The organism is Isoptericola jiangsuensis (assembly GCF_048320105.1).
In the GTDB taxonomy this organism is placed as follows: domain Bacteria; phylum Actinomycetota; class Actinomycetes; order Actinomycetales; family Cellulomonadaceae; genus Isoptericola; species Isoptericola jiangsuensis_A.
This window is the reverse complement of sequence record NZ_CP182942.1, coordinates 1,451,181-1,469,689: the sequence shown is the minus strand read 5'-3', so window position 1 is coordinate 1,469,689 and position 18,509 is coordinate 1,451,181. Positions and strand designations below refer to the sequence as shown.

The window sequence follows — 18,509 nt, the reverse complement described above, 5'->3', positions numbered from 1 at the left end:
CCGCATCCTCCTGCCCTCCTGCCACCACCACCTCGACTCGGCAGAGTGCCACCGATTCGGCACGGACGAGTGCCGAATCGGTGGCGGAGTGCCGAAGCGAGGGTCGCGGGCGACGGGCAGCGGACCGTGTCGGGCCGATCAGTCGCGCAGGCTCGCCATCCAGGCCTCGACGTCCTCCGGCCGACGCGGGAGCGCCGCCGACAGGTTCTCGTTGCCGTCGGCGGTGACGAGCACGTCGTCCTCGATCCGGACGCCGATGCCGCGGTACTCCTCGGGCACCGCCAGGTCGTCGGCCTTGAAGTACAGCCCGGGCTCGATGGTGAACACCATGCCGGGCTCCAGCACCCCGTCGAGGTACATGTCGCGACGCGCCTGCGCGCAGTCGTGGACGTCGAGGCCCAGGTGGTGCGACGTGCCGTGCACCATCCAGCGGCGGTGCTGCTGCCCCTCGGGCGACAGCGACTCCTCGGCGGAGACGGGCAGCAGGCCCCACTCCTCGAGCCGCGCGGCGATGACCTCCATCGCGGCGGCGTGCACGTCGCGGAACCTCGCGCCCGGCACCGCGACGGCGAACGCGGCGTCGGCGGCGTCCAGGACGGCCGTGTAGATGCGGCGCTGGACGTCGGTGAACACCCCGTCGACCGGCAGCGTGCGGGTCACGTCCGCGGTGTACAGCTCGTCGATCTCCACCCCGGCGTCCACGAGCACCAGCTCGCCCGGCCGGACCACGCCGTCGTTGGTGATCCAGTGCAGCGTGGTCGCGTGGTCCCCGGCGGCGGCGATGGTCTCGTAGCCCACCGTGTTGCCCTCGAGCCGGGCGTGGGCGTCGAACGTCGTCTCGATGACGCGCTCGCCACGGCGGTGCTCCACGGCCCGCGGCAACGAGAGCACGACCGCCTCGAACCCGTCGACGGTGCGCCCCACCGCCTCGCGCATGAGGTCGATCTCGAGGTCGTCCTTGACCAGGCGCAGCTCGGAGGCGGCTTCGGCGAGGGACTCGTCCGACGCGGTCTGGGCGACGCCGGCCTCCTCCCGGAGCGCCTCGACCAGCGCGGTGATCGCGTCGTCCGCCTCGGCGACCACGAGCACCTGCACGCCGTCGGCGCCGACGTCCTTGGCCAGTGCCTCGCGCAGCTCGTCGACGTGCCGGGCCTCGATGCCGGTCAGCGTGGTGACGTCGTCGAGGGTGGGGCGGGCACCGACCCAGAACTCGCCGTAGCGGGAGTCGGCGTAGAACTCCTCGGTGTTGCGCGGCGCGAGCGGGCGCACGTAGAGCACGGCGTGGTGGTTCGAGCCACCGTCCCCGTCACCCTCCTCGGTGGGGTGCAGCACGAGGACGGCGTCGGGCTCCTGGTCGGTCCCGAACCCGGTGAGGTGCGCGAACGCGGAGTGCGGGCGGAACCGGTAGTCGGTGTCGTTCGAGCGCTGCTTGAGCGGTCCGGCGGGAAGCACGAGCCGGGTGCCGGGGAACGCCACGGAGATCCGCTCACGACGGGCGGCAGTGAAGGCGGCAGCGGGCCCGGGGGTGACGCCCAGGTCGGGGCGGGGCTCCCAGCCGGAGGTGATGAAGTCCTTGAAGGCCTGGGAGGAGGGGCGGTGGGAGCGGTTGCTCCCACGGTCCTCGGCGGGCTGCTCGACGGGGGTCTTGTCGTTCATGGCCTCAGTCTCGCACCGAACCCTGGGGTGATGCCCGGTCGGGTGCACCGCCCGGGCGACCCTCACGCGCGGGAGAACTCGTCCAGGGCGCGCGACAGGATCCTGTTGTAGACGTCGGGGGCGTCGAGCTGGACGTCGTGCCCGGTGCGCGGCACGACCACCAGCGCGCACCGCTGCCCGGTGCGCAGGTAGCGCTGCTGCTGCCAGCGCAGGTGGCACCGGGAGCCGTTGACCAGGTAGACGGGTGCACGCACGGCGGCCAGGTCCGTGAGCGCCGACCGCCCCGCGAGCTGCCCGAGCGCGTCCGTGACCAGGTCCCAGCCGGGCCGCTGCACCGATGCCGACGTCCCCGACGTCTCGGGCGTCCCCGCGGGCACGGGGACCTGTGCCCGGCCCACCAGCCGTCGTCGGACCGCCGCCGCGGCGCGGGCGACGGCGTCCGCCACCGACCCGTAGGCGGCCACCGGCTTGCCCCGCGGGTCGGTGCTGCAACCCGAGGCGACCACGCCCACCAACCGTGTCCCCGGGTCGTCCGCGCGGCCGTGCCGCGCCGCCCACCCGAGGCAGACGTACCCGCCGAGGGACTGCCCGACCAGGACGACGGGCATGCCCGTCGGGAAGGTCGCCACGGCCTCGTCGACGACGTCGTACGCGCCCTCGAGGGTGAAGCGTTGCGACAGCCGGGCGCCGTGCCCGGGCAGGTCGACGGGCACGACCCGGTGCCCGGCGTCCGTCAGGTGCTTCTCCTGGGCGGCCCAGGTGCGTCCGTGCTGGCGCATCCCGTGCACCAGGACCACCCCGAGGCGCTCCGGCGTGCTCCGGGGGGCGGACGGGGCGGGTGGCGGGAGCGTCGTCGCGGTCATCCCTCCATCGTGGGACGCGGCGGGGGAGGGCGGGCGTCCGGAGCGGGCGGGGCCGGTGGAGAACGTGTGGTGGACGGGCGCCGGCTCCCTACACTGGGCGAGGTGATCGACCTCCACACCCACTCGTGCGTCTCGGACGGCACGGAGACCCCCGCTCGGCTGATGGAGTCGGCCGCAGCCGCCGGGCTCGACGTCGTCGCCCTGACCGACCACGACACCACCGCCGGGTGGGACGAGGCGGCGGCCGCCGTCTCCCGGACCGGGGTGGCGCTCGTGCGCGGGACAGAGATCTCCACCCGGGTCGTCGAGGCCGGTTCCGCGATCAGCGTGCACCTGCTCGCCTACCTGTACGACCCGGCGCACCCCGCGCTGGTCGCCGAGCTGCAGCGCACCCGCACGGCGCGCTACGAGCGGGCCCGCCGGATGGTCGACCTGCTCGCGCAGGACCACCCGGTGACGTGGGACGACGTCGTCGCCCAGACGCACGACGGCGCCACGATCGGGCGCCCGCACCTCGCCGACGCGCTCGTGGCGGCCGGCGTGGTGGCGAGCCGGGACGAGGCGTTCGCGACGATCCTGCACCCCGGGGCGCGCTACTACGTCCCCCACTACGCGCCCGGCACGGCCGAGACGGTCCGGGCCGTCGTCGCGGCCGGGGGAGTGCCGGTGCTGGCGCACCCGCGGGCGGGCAAGCGGGGGCGGGTGGTCAGCGAGGGGACGATCGCCGCGCTCGCGGACGACGGGCTCGCCGGCCTCGAGGCCGACCACCGCGACCACGACGACGCCGATCGCGCCCGGCTGCGGGAGGTCGCCGCCGACCTCGGCCTGCTCGTGACGGGTGCGAGCGACTACCACGGCGCGGGCAAGCTCAACCGGATCGGCGAGCACACCACCGACCCGGCGGTGCTGGCGGAGATCGCCGGGCGGGGTCGGCTCGAGATCCTGAGTCCCTGAGTCCCCTCAGAGGTCGATCGTCGAGAGCCGGACGTCGACCCGGGAGCCGGGGCCCAGCCCTTCGGCCCGGCGCACGGCCTTCTTCATCGGCAGGACGTAGCTCTCCTTCGAGGGGAACACCGACGTGCGCCACGTCGTCGCGCCGACGGTGACCTCGACACGGATCGAGCCGAAACCGCGCGGTGGCAGCGGCAGGTCCGCCAGCAGGTCGGACTCGTCCACGGGGACGGTCACGAACCACCAGGCGTCGTCCTGCCGAGCCTCCCACTGCCACAGCGGAGCCGAGAACGAGATCTCCATGCCGGCCACGCTACGGTCCGCCCCTGACAGGTGCGCGGACAGCAGGACGGGCGGGGCCTGCCCCCGAGGGGAGGCCCCGCCCGTCCGGCGAGGGTGCGCAGGTCAGCTGTCGGTGGGTGCGCCCCCGGCCGCGTTGCCCGCAGAGCTGCCGCCGCGGGTGCGGCGACGGCGACGACGACGCTGGCCCTCGCCCGAGCCCTCGGCGCCCGCGGGCTTCTCGCCGGACGACGCGGCGGCGTCGGAGGTGCGCTGCGACGGACGGCGGTCCGCGTCGCGGCCACCCTCGCGCTGCGAGCGCCCGCCGCCGGACCGGCCACCCGGGCGACCGTCGCGCGAACCGTTGCGACCGCCCTCGCGGCCACCGGAGCGCGAACCGCCACCCTGGCCGGCGCCCGTGCGCTTGCCGGTCTCGCCGAGGTCCTCGAGCTCCTCGGCGTCGAGGCCGCCGAGCGCCTGCTTGTCCCTCGGCAGGCGGCCCTTGGTGCCCTCGGGGATGCCGAGGTCGCTGAACAGGTGCGGCGACGACGAGTACGTCTCGACCGGCTCGGGGAAGCCGAGGTCGAGCGTGCGGTCGATGAGCTGCCAGCGGGGCACGTCGTCCCAGTCGACGAACGTGATCGCGGTGCCCTTGTTGCCCGCGCGGCCGGTGCGGCCGATGCGGTGCAGGTAGGTGCGCTCGTCCTCCGGGCACTGGTAGTTGACGACGTGGGTCACGTCCGAGACGTCGATGCCGCGGGCGGCGACGTCCGTGGCGACCAGCACGTCGATGTGCCCGTGGCGCAGCGCGCGCAGGGCCTGCTCACGAGCGCCCTGTCCGAGGTCGCCGTGGATCGCGCCGGCGGCGAACCCGCGCGCCCGCAGCTCGTCCGACACCTTGGCGGCGGTGCGCTTCGTGCGGGCGAACACGATGGTGCGTCCGCGTCCGTCGGCCTGCAGGATGCGGGCCAGCACCTCGACCTTGTCCAGCGCGTGCGCGCGGTAGACGACCTGGCGGGTGTTCTTGACGGTCGCGCCGTCGTCGTCCGGGTCGGCCGCGCGGATGTGGGTCGGCTGCTTCATGTACCGCCGTGCCATGGACACGACGGCGCCCGGCATCGTGGCGGAGAACAGCATGGTGTGCCGCACGGCGGGGGTCTGGGCGAGGATCCGCTCGACGTCGGGCAGGAACCCGAGATCGAGCATCTCGTCGGCCTCGTCCAGCACGACGGTCGCGGCGCGGGTGAGGTTGAGGTGACCCTGGTTGAGCAGGTCGACCATGCGGCCCGGGGTGCCGACGACGACCTCGACGCCACGGTTGAGCGTCTCGATCTGCGGCTCGTAGGCGCGCCCGCCGTAGATCTGCACGATGCGCACGGCGCGGTGGCGGGACGCCGTCTCGAGGTCGCGGGCCACCTGGGAGGCGAGCTCGCGGGTCGGGGCGACGACGAGCGCCTGCGGCTTGCCCGGTGCGGGCAGCGCGTCGAACTCGGGCTCACCGGGAGCGGCGACGCGGTGCAGCAGCGGGACGCCGAAGCCGAGGGTCTTGCCGGTACCGGTCTTCGCCTGGCCGATGATGTCGTGGCCCGACAGGGCCACCGGCAGCGTCATCGCCTGGATGGGGAAGGGGTGGGTGATGCCCGCGTCGCGCAGGGCCTGGACGATCTCCTCGCGGACGCCGAAGTCCGCGAAGCTGACGTCCTGGGCCTGGATGGCCGCGGGGGTGGAGAAGTCGGGTCCGTCGGAGCCGGTCGCGGGAACGTGCGCCGCGTCGTCGGCGGTGATGTCGGTGGTGGTCACTGGTGCCTTCGCATGTCGTCGGCGCGGTGGACCACGTGGTCAGACCGCGGATCGTACGCTGCGCCGAGGTGGTCGGCAGCCGATCGCGGAGGTGCGTCGCGCTGAGCGCGGGGGGTCATTCGTCGGGACGACCGGTCAACCGAGGTACGTCAGCCATGATAACGGACGTGCGAGGAGACGTGGAGGAGTCCTTCGTCACGTGCCACCTATCCTGGTCCGGTGAGCACCTCCCCGCGCGCCGACGGCGTCGACCCCGCGTCCGCACCGTTCCACGAGCTGGTCGGGTTCGCGGCCTACACCGAGCTCGCCGGCTTCGGCCTCCTGGCGGCGCTGTCCGTGGACGCCGCCGACCTCGCGACACGTCAGGCGCTCGCCGACGGTGCCGAGCGTGCGCTGGCACGGCAGCGGGCGCTCGTGGCGCTGGTGGCGCCGAAGGGCGGTCCCACGTCGGGCACCGCCGCGCAGGTCATGGCCCCCTTCGACGGCGTGCTGGCCGAGTTCGACACGCGCACCCGCACCGCCGACTGGGCGGAGGGCCTGCTCACGGGGGTCGTGGGTCACGGCGTCGCGCAGGACTTCTGCCGGGCGCTGGCGACCGGCGTGCCCGGCTCGCAGGGCAAGGACCTGCGCGCGGTGCTCGACCGGCTGGCCCACCCGTCGGCCACGCCGGGCGAGGCCGAGCCGATCCTGGTCCTCGGCCGGGCGGCCGCCGCGGACGACGTCCTCGCCTCCCGGTTGGCCCTGTGGGGCCGGCGTGTGGTGGGGGAGGCGCTGAACCTGGTGACGGGTCAGCTCGACTCCCGGCCGATGCTCGCCGGCCTCGCTGCCGACGCCGCCCGCGCGGCGGGTGCGGACGTCGGCAACGGGGGGCGCTCCTGGCTGGTCACCCGACTGACGGGCGAGCACACGCGTCGCATGGACCGCCTGCGGCTGGCGGCCTGAGCCGCTGGCCGGGGTCGGCGGCGCGTCCCGTCGGACGGGTCCGCGGACCCGTCCGCGCGGAGGCGACGCTCAGAGCGAGTTGAACCCGACGGGCCGCTGGTCGCCGCTGCCGATCTCGACGTAGCCGATGGTCGCCGCCGGGACGAGGACCTGACGACCGCGGGAGTCGGTGATCTCCAGCACGCCGTCACCACCGAGCGCCTTGCGCACCGTCTTGGCGAGGTCCTCGGCGCTCTGGTCGGTCTCGACGACCAGCTCGCGGGCCAGGTTCTGCACACCGATCGTGATCTCCACGTTGACTCCTTCGCGCGCGGGGCGCCGCGATCTGCGACGCCGGTTTCCAGCTGGTCCGATCCTATGCACGGCCGTGACCACCGGGTGGCGTCGTCCGCGCAGGGTGAACGCGGGCACCTGCGGCCGTCCGGGTGCGGGCGGGCGCTGTCGGTGGCACGTGGTCGAATCTTCCCCGTGAGCCCCCAGACCGCCGTCCGCCTCGTGCCGGCCCCCGCGCAGAGCGCCGGGGCCGGCGTCGCGCTGGACGAGACGCAGGCCGACGCCGTCGCGGCAGCCCTGGCGTCCCCGGCCACCCTGGTCGTGGGCGCGCCCGGCACCGGCAAGACGACGGTGGCCCGGGAGGTCGCGGTCCGTGCCGTCGCAGCCGGGACGGACCCGTCGCGCGTGCTCGTGCTGGCGGCTTCGCGGCGATCGGCCGCGCGCCTGCGCGACGACGTCGCCGCCCACGCCGGACGCACCATCGGTGCGCCGATGGTGCGCACGGCCGCGTCGGCGGCGTTCTCCGTGCTGCGCACGCGTGCCGCCGTGCTGGGCGAGCCGCCCCCCACGCTCGTCTCCGGTCCGGAGCAGGACCTGGTCCTCGCCGAGCTGCTCGAGGGCCGGCTCGAGGGCGAGGGCCCTGCGCTCCCGCTGCCGGCGGACCTCCCGGCCGAGGCGCTGGGGCTGCGGGGGCTGCGGCAGGAGCTGCGCGACCTGCTGATGCGTGCGGCCGAACGGGGCCTCGACCCCGTCGACCTGGCCGAGCTCGGGCAGCGTCACGACCGGGCGGAGTGGGTGCTCGCGGCACGCCTCTACGAGGAGTACCTCGACGTCATGACCCTGCGGGAGACCACGCCGGACGCCGGTGCCCGCTACGACCCGGCCGGCGTCGTCGACGAGGCGGCCCACGCCCTGACGACGTGGGACGACGTCGTCCCCGGCGTCGACGCGCCGACGTGGGACCTCGTCGTGGTCGACGACCACCAGGAGTCGACGGTCGCCACCGCCCGGTTCCTCGGGGTTCTGCACGACGCCGGGGCGCGGCTGGTGCTGCTGGCCGACCCGGACGCCGCCGTCCAGGGGTTCCGGGGTGCGGCGCCCGGGCTCGTGGGGCGGGCGGCCGCGCGGCGCGGCACCACCGGGGCCTTCGACGCCCGCACCGTGGTGCTGGGCACCGCCTGGCGTCAGCCGCCCGCGCTGCGGACGGTGACCCATGCGGTCACGCAGCGCGTCGCGACGGTCTCCGGAGCGCTGCACCGGGGCGCGGCGCCGCGCCCGGGCGCCGAGGCGGCCGAGACTCCCGGCGCGACCGGGGCGGACGAGGCCCGCGCCGAGGTCGCCGTGCTCGCCGGTGCCGCGCAGGAGGCCACCTACATCGCGCGCGAGCTGCGTGCCGAGCACCTGCTGCGCGGCACGCCGTGGGAGCGGATGGCGGTGGTGGCGCGCAGCGGTGACCGCCTGGCGTCGCTGCGTCGTGACCTGGTGGCCGCGTCCGTCCCGGTGGCGCTGCTCGGCTCCGACGTCCCGCTGCGCGACGAGCCGGCGGTGGTGCCTCTGCTCACGGCGCTGCGGGCGTGCGTCGCCCCGCACGGCCCGGAGCGGGTGCTGACGGAGCTGGACCCGACGTCGAGCCTCGACGCCGAGGCGGCGGCGCTGCTGCTCACCTCGCCGCTCGGTGGGCTCGACGCCGTCTCCCTGCGCCGGCTGCGGCGCGCGCTGCGGGCCGAGGAGCTCTCCGGCGGCGGCGGGCGGTCGTCGGACGCGCTGCTCGTCGAGGTGCTGGGGGACCCCGACCGCGCCGCCACGCTGCCGGGCGGCGTGCGACGCGGCCCGGTCGCCGTCGCCCGCGTGCTGGCCGCCGGGCGGGCGGCCGCAGGCGTCGAGGGTGCCACGGCGCAGACGGTGCTGTGGGCGGTCTGGGCGGCGACCGGGCTCGCCGACAGGTGGCGCGACCTGGCCCTCGCCGGGGGGCCGGCCGGGGTGCGGGCGGACCGCGACCTCGATGCCGTGCTCGCGCTCTTCCGTGCCGCGGAGACGTATGTGGAGCGCATGCCGGGAGCGCCGGTCGCGGCGTTCGTCGACTACCTCGACTCGCAGGACCTGCCCGCCGACTCCCTGGCCGCCGCCGCGACGGGCGCACGGTCCGTGGAGGCCCTCACCCCGGCCGGTGCCGCCGGGCGGGAGTGGGACGTCGTGGTGGTCGCCGGAGTGCAGGACGGGGTGTGGCCCGACCTGCGGCTGCGCGACTCCCTCCTCGGTTCCCAGGCGCTGGTCGAGCTGCTCGCGGGCCGTGCGCAGGACGCCCACGGCGTCGGCCGCGAGGCACGCGCCCAGGTGCTGGCGGACGAGCTGCGCGCCTTCGTCGTCGCGACCTCACGGGCGCGGCGGCGCCTGCTGGTCACCGCCGTCGAGGACGCCGAGGACGCCCCCAGCGTGTTCTGCGACCTGGTCGCCCCGCGCGGGGACGACGACGTGGAGGGACCGGACCCCCGCCGTGTCCCCGTCGGACCGCCGCTGGACCTGCGTGGCGTGGTCGCTGCGGCTCGGGCCGAGCTGGTGCGGGCCGCCACGGCGTCCCTCGTCGCCGACGCGGCGTCCAGCACCTCGCCGCCCTCGACGTCGGCGGTGACGCCGCCCGGGACGCCGCCCTCGACGCCGCCGTCGGGTCCGGTGCCGGACCTCGCGCGGGCGGACGCCGCCGCGGCACTCCTGGCCCGTCTCGCCGAGGCGGGGGTCGCCGAGGCCGACCCGCGCACCTGGTACGGCGTCGCGGAGGTCTCCAGCGACGCGCCGCTGTGGGAGCCCGACGACGAGGTGACGGTCTCGCCGTCCAAGGTCGACACCGTCACGACGTGCGCGCTGCGGTGGGCCTTCGAGTCCGCCGGCGGCACCGCTCCCGACGCCACCCACCAGACGCTCGGCACGCTCGTGCACAGCATCGCCGAGGAACATCCGTCCGCGCCGCTGACCGTCCTGCGCGCCGAGCTCGACCGGCGCTGGCCCGAGCTCGCGCTGCCCGAGGGCTGGCCCACGCGCCAGCTGCGACGTCGCGCGGAGGCGATGGTGGAGCGCCTCGCCGCGTACACGGCGGAGTCGGGTGAGCCGTTGCTGATCGAACCGGACTTCGACGTCACGCTGGGGCGTGCCCGGCTGCGGGGCAAGATCGACCGCGTGGAGGCCGACGGCGAGGACACGGTGACGGTCGCCGATCTGAAGACCGGCAAGAACGCGCCGTCCCAGGCGCGCACCGCCGAGAACGCCCAGCTGGGCGCCTACCAGCTCGCCGTCACCGAGGGTGCGCTCGACCTGCCGGAGGGCACGCGCAGTGCCGGAGCGCGTCTGGTCTTCGTGGGCACGGACACCAAGGGGCCGTCGCTGCGCCACCAGGGCGCGCTGGAGCCCCAGGAGGACGGGACGAGCTGGGCGCGCGCGCTCGTCGAGGAGGCGGCCGACACGATGGCGGCATCCGCGTTCGTCGCCCACGAGAACGACCTGTGCCCCCGGTGCCCGGTGCGGCGCAGCTGCCCCGTGCAGAGCGAGGGCAGGAAGGTGGTCTCATGACCCCGCGACCGTCGAGCCGAGCACCCGACGAGCACGAGCGCGAGCACCACCACGGTCGTGACCACCACGGTCGTGACCACCGCGCCGACAGCGACCCGTCGGCGCCGTCGCTGCTGGACGACGTCGACCGCGCCGCCCTCGACGTCCCGGGGCGCAGCGTCCAGCTCGGGTTCCCCGAGCTCGACGATCCCGCGTCCGCCCCCGGCGGCACCGTCGGCGAGCCCGGCACCGCTGCGGCCGCGGCGCACGACGGTCCCCGGCTGTCCGCCCGCGACATCGCCGAGCTCCTGCGGCGCCCGGCGCCCACCGACGAGCAGGTGGCCGTCATCGAGGCCCCGCTGGAGCCCGTGCTCGTCGTCGCGGGCGCGGGCTCGGGCAAGACGGAGACGATGGCGGCGCGCGTGGTGTGGCTGATCGCCAACCGGATGGTCGAGCCGGACGAGGTGCTGGGCCTGACCTTCACGCGCAAGGCGGCCGGTGAGCTGTCCACGCGGGTGCAGTCCCGGCTCGGCCAGCTCGCCCGCGTCCAGGGCCGCAGCGCGGACGACCTGGACCTGCTCGCCCGCCCCACGATCGCCACGTACAACGCCTACGCGGCGTCCCTCGTGGCCGACCACGGTCTGCGGCTGGGGGTGGAGCCGGGCTCGCGGCTGCTCGGCGAGGCGAACCAGTGGCAGCTCGCGGCCGAGGTGGTGGAGTCCTGGGACGGTGACCTCGGCACGGACAAGGCGGTGAGCACCGTCACCGGGGCGGTGCTGTCCCTGTCCGGTGCGCTGGGCGAGCACCTGCTCGACGTCGCCACCGCGCGCGACGCCCTGGACGACGTCGTCGCCCGCCTCGAGGCCCTCCCGCTCGGACCGAGGCAGAAGCAGCGCACCCAGGAGGTCGACAGGCTCGTCGCCTCGGTCGCGGAGCGCTCGCGGCTCCTCGACGTGGTCGCCGAGTACCGCCGGCGCAAGCGCCTGACGGACTCCCTCGACTTCGGCGACCAGATCGCCTTCGCGGCCGAGCTCGCCCGCACGGTGCCCGCGGTCGGCCTCGCGGAGCGCGCGCGGTACCGCGTGGTGCTGCTCGACGAGTACCAGGACACGTCGTACGCGCAGGTGGAGCTGCTGGCGGGGCTGTACGCGGGCGGCCACGCCGTCACGGCGGTGGGCGACCCGCACCAGTCGATCTACGGCTGGCGGGGTGCGTCGGCGTCCGGGCTCGCGCGGTTTCCCGAACGGTTCGCGCACGCGGACGGCGGACCGGCGGCCGTGCGCTACCTGAGCACGTCCTGGCGCAACGACGCGGCCGTGCTGACGGCGGCCAACGTGGCCTCGGCACCCTTGCGCGAGGGTGGCCCGACGGCGGCGGTGCAGGTCCCGCCGCTCGACCTGCGGCCGGGTGCCGGTACCGGCTCGGTGCGTGCCCACGTAGCCGCCACGCTGGAGGAGGAGGCGGAAGGTGTCGCCGACTTCGTCGAGGCCCGGTGGCGCCGTGCGGTGCGCCCGGACGGCGCGGACCGCGTCACCGCCGCGGTGCTGTGCCGTGCGCGGTCGCAGTTCGCGGCGATGGAGGTCGCGCTGCGCCGACGCGGGCTGCCCGTGGAGGTGGTCGGGCTCGGCGGGCTCCTCACGACCCCCGAGGTGGTCGACGTCGTCGCCCTGCTGGAGGTGGTGCACGACCCGTCCCGCGGCGACTCCCTGCTGCGTCTCCTGACGGGACCGCGCGTGCATCTCGGCGCCGCCGACCTGCACGCGCTCGGTGCGTGGGCGGCCGACCTGGCACGGCGGGACGCGCCCCGCCGTCCGGTCTCCGACGGCGACGCGCACGTCACCGGTGAGCCGGATCCCGCCGTCGTCGTGGAGGGGGACGTGACCGACCACCGTTCCCTCGTCGACGCCCTCGACGACCTGCCGGAGCCGGGCCGGGCCGCCCGCGACGGGCGCGTCCTGACGCCGGACGGCCACACGCGGCTCACGGCGTTGTCGCGGCTGCTGCGCGAGCTGCGCTCGCTGACGTACCTGTCGCTGCCGGAGCTCGTCGTCGCGGCCGAGCGCGCCCTGGGGCTCGACGTCGAGGTCGCCACCGCCGAGCTGCTCGCCGACGGGCTCGCCGCGGCAGGCTCCGCGCCGGGCGAGGGGGTGAGCCGCCGGGGACGCGAGCACCTGGACGGGTTCCGGGACGTCGCGGCGAGCTTCGCGCAGTCCGCCGACGTCGCCACCCTGGGCGCGTTCCTGGCCTGGTTGGGTGTGGCCGACGAGCGGGAGCGAGGCCTGGACATGCCGGTGCGCGAGCCGGACCCGGACGCCGTGCAGATCATCACCGCGCACGCCGCCAAGGGCCTGGAGTGGGACGTGGTGGCCGTGCCGGGACTGGTCGACGGCGTCTTCCCGACCCTTGCGGAGACGTCGAAGGGGCGGGCGGACAGCGGGTGGCTGACCGGTCTCGGCGACCTTCCGTACCACCTGCGCGGCGACGCCGACGACCTGCCCACGTTCACGTTCGCGCAGGCCAGCGACACCAAGGACCTCGTCGCACGGCGGGACACGTTCCGGCTCGACTGCGGCGCCCACCAGCTCGCGGAGGAGCGCCGTCTGGCCTACGTGGCGTTCACCCGGGCGCGCCGCGAGCTGTACTGCAGCGCCCACTGGTGGGGCAGCGGGTCGCGTCCTCGGGTGGTCTCGCCGTTCCTCATCGAGCTCGTCGAGGCCGGCCTGGTGGACGCCGGCTCGTGGGCGCCAGCACCCGACGGGACCGACAACCCGCGTGACGCGATCGAGCACACCGGCACGTGGCCGGCTCCGGAACCCGGCAGGGCCCCCCGGCGCGACGCGGGCGACGGGTCGCCTGCGGGTGACGCTGCGCCGGCGGACGGCCTCCTGGTCTCGCCCCGCGAGGTGCTGCAGGCCACGGCCGCGCGGGTCGCGGACGCGAGGCGCTCCGGCGCCGTCCCCGACGACCAGGTGCTCCTCGACGACGCCGGGCACGACCTCGTCGACCTCACGCGCGTCCTGCTCGCCGAACGGACCGAGCGTGACGACCCGCAGGTCGAGATGCCTGCGCACGTGTCGGCGTCGGGCCTGGTGCGCCTCGCCCGCGACCGCGCGGAGTTCGCCCGCCAGCTGCGTCGGCCGGTGCCCGTGGAACCCACGGTGCACGCACGGCGGGGGACGCTGTTCCACGCGTGGGTCGAGCAGTACTTCTCGTCGTCGTCCCTGATGGACGTCGACGATCTTCCGGGTGCCGACGAGCCCGACGTCGCGACCGACCTCGCGCTGGACGACCTGCGGCGACGGTTCGAGGACCTGCCGTGGGCCGCCATGGTCCCGGTCGCGATCGAGCAGGACGTCGAGACGCCGATCGGTGCGGTGATGGTCCGCTCCCGCATGGACGCGGTGTTCGTCGACCCCGACGCGCCGGCCCCGCAGGACGGAGAGCCGGCGGCGGTCGTCGTCGTCGACTGGAAGACGGGCAGCGAGCCGCGCGACCCCGCCGACCGGGCCCAGCGGGAGGTGCAGCTCGCCGTGTACCGCCTGGCCTGGTCGCGCTGGACGGGGCTCCCGGTCGAGAAGGTCAGCGCCGCGTTCGTGTACGTGGCGCAGGGGACGACGGTGCGTCCGTCCGAGCTCCTCGACGAGGAGGGCCTGGAGGCGCTGGTCCGCGGCGCCGAGCCCGGCCGCCCGTGAACCGGGTCAGGCGGGGGTGTCCTCGCGGGTCGCCTCGTCCAGGTCGGCCAGCATCGACTCGGCGTCCTGCACGACGTCGGGCAGTCCACGACGGACGCCGTGCAGCAGCCAGCGTGCCAGCGCCAGCTCCCCGACGAGCAGCGCACGGTCCACGAGCCGCGGGTCGCTGAGCTCGGTGCGCCGCAGCTGGTAGGCCTCCATGATCGCGTCCACGCACTCCGGCGGTGCCGCCGCGAGCAGCCAGGCCAGGTCGTCCGCCGGGTCCGCGACGCGCGCCTCGGACCACCCGGAGATGCTGGTCACGCGGGTGCCCGTGACGAGCACCTGGTCGGGGGCGAGGTCACCGTGCACGACGACGGGCTGGTACCGCCACAGGCTCACGTCCTCCAGGGCGGACTCCCAGCGTCGCAGCAGGTCGGTGGGCACGCGGCGGGTCGCTGCGGCCTCGTCCAGCTCCACGAGCCGGCGCTCGCGGTACTCCGCGGCCGTGTACGACGGCAGGCCGCACGCCTCGACGACGGCGGCGGGCAGCTCGTGCACGGCGGCGAGGGTACGGCCGAGGTCGGCGGCGAGCCCGGGTCCCGGGCGCAGGGCGGCGACGTCCAGGGGTGCTCCGGTGAGGCGGCGGTGCACGACGGCGCGCCCGCCCTCCGGGAGCAGCGCCGACCCGACGACCTGCGGGACCTTGAACGGCAGGACCCCGGCGTCGACGTACAGGTGCAGCGACTCCAGCAGCTCCACCTCGGCCTCGAGCGCCGCGCCGGCCAGGGTGGTCGCCGGTGCACGGACCAGCCACTCCTCGCCGTCGCCCGTGGTCACGATCGCGACGTCGTAGTCGCCGGTGACGTCCTCGGGGTGCACGCTGCGCGCGTCGAGGCCGGGAACGGCGGCCGTCGAGAGCGCGGCGAGGGCGAGGGGGCTGCGGGGCACGTGCTCACCGTAGTGCGCCGGTGGGGCGTGGCCGTCGTACGGGCGCGGGCGTGTCCTGGAGCGGCACGTTCCTGCGGTCCGCGTCCGGTGGCGCCGGCGATGCTCTACGGTCGCTGGGTGCATCCCCTGGACCTGCCGTTCACCCGGACCCGTCACGACCGGGCCGCCCGTCGCCGCGCCGAGACGGACGTCGTCGAGGCTTCGCTCGCCGACCCTGCTGCCCGGACCCTGGTGCTGCACCGCGGGCTCCTCGCCGTCGCCGGGACGCACGTCCCGACCGCCGCCCTGCTCGCGCCGGTCGGGCTGCCGGCGGGGCAGTGGTTGTTCCTGGGGGAGCACGACGGCGCACCGTGCCTGGCGCTCGTGCTGCCCGACGGCGCGGAGCAGGAGCTGCCGCCCGGTGCCGACGCGTGGCTCGGTCTGCGCGAGGTGGCCCGGGGGGCGGGTGCGGTGTCCGGCGCGGGGTCGGGCGGGCAGTCGGGCGGGCAGCCCGGTCCGGACGCCGTCGCCGACGCTGACGCCGAGGTCCTGGCGCACGGCCTCGCGGTCGAGGCCGTGGCGCTGGCGGGCTGGCACCGCACGCACGCGCGATGCGGACGCTGCGGAGGGCCGACGACGGCGGTGCAGGGCGGGTGGGCCCGGTACTGCCCGGTGGACGAGCGCGAGACCTACCCGCGGACCGACCCGGCGGTGATCATGGCGGTGGTCGACGACGCCGACCGTCTGCTGCTCGGGCACGCGGCCGCCTGGCCGGCGGGCCGGTTCTCCACGCTGGCGGGGTTCGTCGAGGCCGGCGAGTCGTTGGAGGACGCGGTGCGGCGGGAGGTCGCCGAGGAGTCGGGCGTCCAGGTGGGCAGCGGTCCCGGCGACGTCCTCTACCGGGGATCGCAGCCGTGGCCCTTCCCGGCGTCCCTGATGCTGGGGTTCCGGGCGCGGGCCACGACGACGGCGGTACGCACCGACGACGAGGAGGTCACCGAGGCGCGCTGGTTCACCCGCGAGGCGCTGCTCGCCGCGGTGACGGCCGGCGACGTGGGGCTGCCGGGCAGGCAGTCGATCGCCCGCGCGCTCATCGAGGAGTGGTACGGCGGCGAGCTGCCCGGCGCGTGGTGACCTAGGGCGGTGCCCCGCGGGGCCGCCTCAGCCGGCGAGCGCGGCCTTGACGTCGGCGAGCGACGGGTTGGTCGCGGCGGAACCGTCCGGGTAGACGACGGTCGGCACGGTGCGGTTGCCGCCGTTGACCTCCTCGACGTACCGGGCGGTCTCCGGCTGCTCCTCGATGTCCACCACGGTGTAGCCGATGCCCTCGGAGTCGAGCTGGGTGCGCAGGCGGCGGCAGTAGCCGCACCAGGCGGTCGAGTACATGGTGATGGTGCCGGGCGCGGGGAGCGTCGGGGCGACGGTCATGAAGATCTCCTGGGGATAACCGGTTCCGTGTGGGCAGCGCCTGCGACAATCGCAGACGATGGCAGTAGAGACCAACTCCCCGGGCACCCCGCTTCATCCCGACGCGATCCTCGACGCGCTCGATCCCGAGCAGCGCGAGGTGGCGCTCGCCCTGTCGGGGCCGGTGTGCGTGCTCGCGGGCGCCGGGACGGGCAAGACGCGTGCGATCACCCACCGCATCGCCTACGGGGTGCGCACCGGCGCCTACCCGCCGACGTCGGTCCTGGCGGTCACGTTCACGGCGCGCGCGGCGGGCGAGATGCGGACCCGCCTGCGCGACCTCGGCGTCGCCGGGGTGCAGGCACGCACCTTCCACGCCGCCGCGCTGCGCCAGCTCGGCTACTTCTGGCCGCGGCTCGTCGGCGGCGCGCCCCCGCAGATCCTGGAGCACAAGGCGTCCGTGGTCGCGGAGGCGGCGCGGCGGATCGGGGTCAGCGTGGACCGCATCGCGGTGCGCGACCTGTCCAGCGAGGTCGAGTGGGCGAAGGTCTCGCTGGTCACCGCCGAGGACTACCTCAAGGCGGCCGCCGCCGACGACCGTCCGGCGCCGTCGGGCTACGACCACCAGACGGTGGCCCGCCTGATCACCGCGTACGAGGACGTCAAGACCGAGCGCGGCGTGATCGACTTCGAGGACGTGCTGCTGATGCTCGCCGACATGCTGGGCTCGCACCCGCACGTCGCGGACCAGGTGCGCTCCCAGTACCGGCACTTCGTCGTCGACGAGTTCCAGGACGTCTCCCCGCTGCAGCAGTTCCTCCTCGACCAGTGGTTGGGGGAGCGTCGCGAGCTGTGCGTCGTCGGTGACCCGTCCCAGACGATCTACTCGTTCACCGGCGCGACGCCGCACTACCTGCTCGACTTCACGCGCACCTACCGTGACGCCCAGGTGATCCGGCTGGTGCGGGACTACCGCTCCACCCCGCAGGTCGTGCACCTCGCCAACGACGTCCTGCGCCGCGGGCGCGTGACGGGCGCGCTGGAGCTGGTCGCCCAGCGCCCGGCGGGACCGCCCGTGTCCTACACGACCTACGACGACGACGAGGCCGAGGCCGCCGGGATCGCGGCGCGGGCCGCCCGGCTGGTCGCGAGCGGCGTGCGGGCGAGCGAGATCGCCGTGCTGTACCGCACCAACGCGCAGTCGGCCGCGTTCGAGTCGGCGCTGTCCGACGCCGGGGTCAGCTATCAGGTGCGGGGCGGGGAACGCTTCTTCACCCGCCGGGACGTGCGGGACGCCGTCGTCCTCCTGCGGGGCGCGGCACGGTCCTCCGACCCGGACGTGCCGATGCCGGAGCAGGTGCGTGACGTGCTGGCGTCGGCGGGCTGGGCGGAGAAGCCCCCGGCGTCCCGGGGTGCCGCGCGCGAACGGTGGGACGCGATGCAGGCGCTCGTGGCGCTCGCGGACGACCTGGCCGCCGCGGCCCCGCAGGACGCCCCCGCCACGCTGGAGACGCTCGTGGCGGAGCTGTCGGAGCGCGCCGCGGCGCAGCACGCACCGACCGTCGACGGCGTGACGCTCGCCTCGTTGCACGCCGCGAAGGGGCTGGAGTGGGACGCCGTGTTCCTCGCGGGGATGAACGAGGGCCTCATGCCCATCTCGCTGGCGGAGACCGACGAGGGCGTCGCCGAGGAACGGCGTCTGCTCTACGTGGGGATCACGCGTGCGCGCGAGCACCTGGACGTCTCCTACGCGCGGGCCCGCAACCCCGGGGGGCGGGCGTCGCGCAAGCGCACGCGGTTCCTCGACGGCCTGTGGCCGGACGACCCTCGGGGGCGAGGCTCACGTGCCGGCGGGGCGAAGGGTGCCAAGGGGCAGGCGCGCTCGCAGCTCACGGGCGAGGCCGACGTCGCGCTGTTCGACGCGCTGCGCGAGTGGCGGCTGTCCGTGGCCCGGGAGACCGACAAGCCCGCCTACACCGTGCTGGGTGATGCGACGTTGGCGGCGATCGCGGAGCTGAGGCCTTCCTCGACGGCTCAGCTCGCCCGGATCAACGGCATCGGCCCGGCGAAGATCGACCGGTACGGGGACACGCTGCTGGCGCTCGTCGGCGGGTCGGCTGCGGGGGCTCACGGCGGGATCTGACGGCTCGCGAGGACGTCGACGAAAAAGTTCGAATAAAAGATGTGGCGTGCTCCG

13 protein-coding genes are annotated in these 18,509 nt (G+C 75.5%); 6 read left to right on the top strand and 7 right to left on the bottom strand.

Going from position 1 to position 18,509, the window contains the following annotated elements:
- Nucleotides 1–138: 138 nt before the first annotated feature.
- Nucleotides 139–1,656 (bottom strand): aminopeptidase P family protein, encoded by a 1,518-nt coding sequence (locus ACNHYB_RS06930; RefSeq protein WP_418277693.1) that lies wholly within the window; start codon nt 1,654–1,656, stop codon nt 139–141.
- Nucleotides 1,657–1,718: 62 nt separating this feature from the next.
- Nucleotides 1,719–2,519 (bottom strand): alpha/beta fold hydrolase, encoded by an 801-nt coding sequence (locus tag ACNHYB_RS06925; RefSeq protein ID WP_418277692.1) that lies wholly within the window; start codon nt 2,517–2,519, stop codon nt 1,719–1,721.
- A gap of 102 nt (nt 2,520–2,621) precedes the next feature.
- On the opposite strand from ACNHYB_RS06925, the gene ACNHYB_RS06920 reads away from it, so the two are divergent.
- Complete coding sequence (locus ACNHYB_RS06920; RefSeq protein ID WP_418277691.1) at nt 2,622–3,473, top strand: PHP domain-containing protein; 852 nt, start codon at nt 2,622–2,624, stop codon at nt 3,471–3,473.
- A gap of 6 nt (nt 3,474–3,479) precedes the next feature.
- Here the strand turns inward: ACNHYB_RS06920 and ACNHYB_RS06915 are convergent, their stop codons facing one another.
- Together ACNHYB_RS06915 and ACNHYB_RS06910 are read right to left on the bottom strand one after the other, a co-directional pair.
- Entirely contained in the window at nt 3,480–3,773 is a 294-nt protein-coding gene (locus tag ACNHYB_RS06915) for a DUF1905 domain-containing protein (protein WP_418277690.1), read from the bottom strand.
- A 102-nt stretch (nt 3,774–3,875) separates the two neighbouring features.
- Entirely contained in the window at nt 3,876–5,549 is a 1,674-nt protein-coding gene (locus tag ACNHYB_RS06910; protein WP_418277688.1) for a DEAD/DEAH box helicase, read from the bottom strand.
- Between the two features lie 219 nt (nt 5,550–5,768).
- Here ACNHYB_RS06910 and ACNHYB_RS06905 point away from each other — a divergent pair, with 219 nt between their 5' ends.
- On the top strand, nt 5,769–6,491 hold the full coding sequence (locus ACNHYB_RS06905) for a ferritin-like fold-containing protein (protein WP_418277687.1): 723 nt from the start codon (nt 5,769–5,771) through the stop codon (nt 6,489–6,491).
- A 69-nt stretch (nt 6,492–6,560) separates the two neighbouring features.
- Here the strand turns inward: ACNHYB_RS06905 and ACNHYB_RS06900 are convergent, their stop codons facing one another.
- A complete protein-coding gene (locus ACNHYB_RS06900) occupies nt 6,561–6,785 on the bottom strand; it encodes a DUF3107 domain-containing protein (protein ID WP_418277686.1) in 225 nt (74 codons plus the stop codon).
- Nucleotides 6,786–6,959: 174 nt separating this feature from the next.
- Here ACNHYB_RS06900 and ACNHYB_RS06895 point away from each other — a divergent pair, with 174 nt between their 5' ends.
- Both ACNHYB_RS06895 and ACNHYB_RS06890 read left to right on the top strand, forming a co-directional pair.
- On the top strand, nt 6,960–10,325 hold the full coding sequence (locus ACNHYB_RS06895; RefSeq protein ID WP_418277684.1) for an ATP-dependent helicase: 3,366 nt from the start codon (nt 6,960–6,962) through the stop codon (nt 10,323–10,325).
- Nucleotides 10,322–13,996, top strand: a complete 3,675-nt coding sequence (locus ACNHYB_RS06890; RefSeq protein WP_418277682.1) for a UvrD-helicase domain-containing protein — start codon at nt 10,322–10,324, stop codon at nt 13,994–13,996. The genes ACNHYB_RS06895 and ACNHYB_RS06890 overlap by 4 nt, the downstream gene beginning before the upstream one ends.
- A gap of 6 nt (nt 13,997–14,002) precedes the next feature.
- On the opposite strand, the gene ACNHYB_RS06885 is transcribed toward ACNHYB_RS06890, so the two are convergent.
- Nucleotides 14,003–14,926: a macrolide 2'-phosphotransferase gene (locus ACNHYB_RS06885; protein ID WP_418277681.1), complete on the bottom strand. Its 924-nt coding sequence runs from the start codon at nt 14,924–14,926 to the stop codon at nt 14,003–14,005.
- 117 nt (nt 14,927–15,043) lie between these two features.
- Here ACNHYB_RS06885 and nudC point away from each other — a divergent pair, with 117 nt between their 5' ends.
- Nucleotides 15,044–16,039 carry an NAD(+) diphosphatase gene (gene nudC, locus ACNHYB_RS06880; protein WP_418277680.1) on the top strand — a complete coding sequence of 332 codons (996 nt, stop codon included), beginning with the start codon at nt 15,044–15,046 and terminating at the stop codon, nt 16,037–16,039.
- 27 nt (nt 16,040–16,066) lie between these two features.
- Here the strand turns inward: nudC and ACNHYB_RS06875 are convergent, their stop codons facing one another.
- On the bottom strand, nt 16,067–16,333 hold the full coding sequence (locus ACNHYB_RS06875) for a mycoredoxin (protein WP_418277678.1): 267 nt from the start codon (nt 16,331–16,333) through the stop codon (nt 16,067–16,069).
- Between the two features lie 58 nt (nt 16,334–16,391).
- On the opposite strand from ACNHYB_RS06875, the gene ACNHYB_RS06870 reads away from it, so the two are divergent.
- Entirely contained in the window at nt 16,392–18,455 is a 2,064-nt protein-coding gene (locus ACNHYB_RS06870) for an ATP-dependent helicase (RefSeq protein WP_418277677.1), read from the top strand.
- Nucleotides 18,456–18,509: the final 54 nt, after the last annotated feature.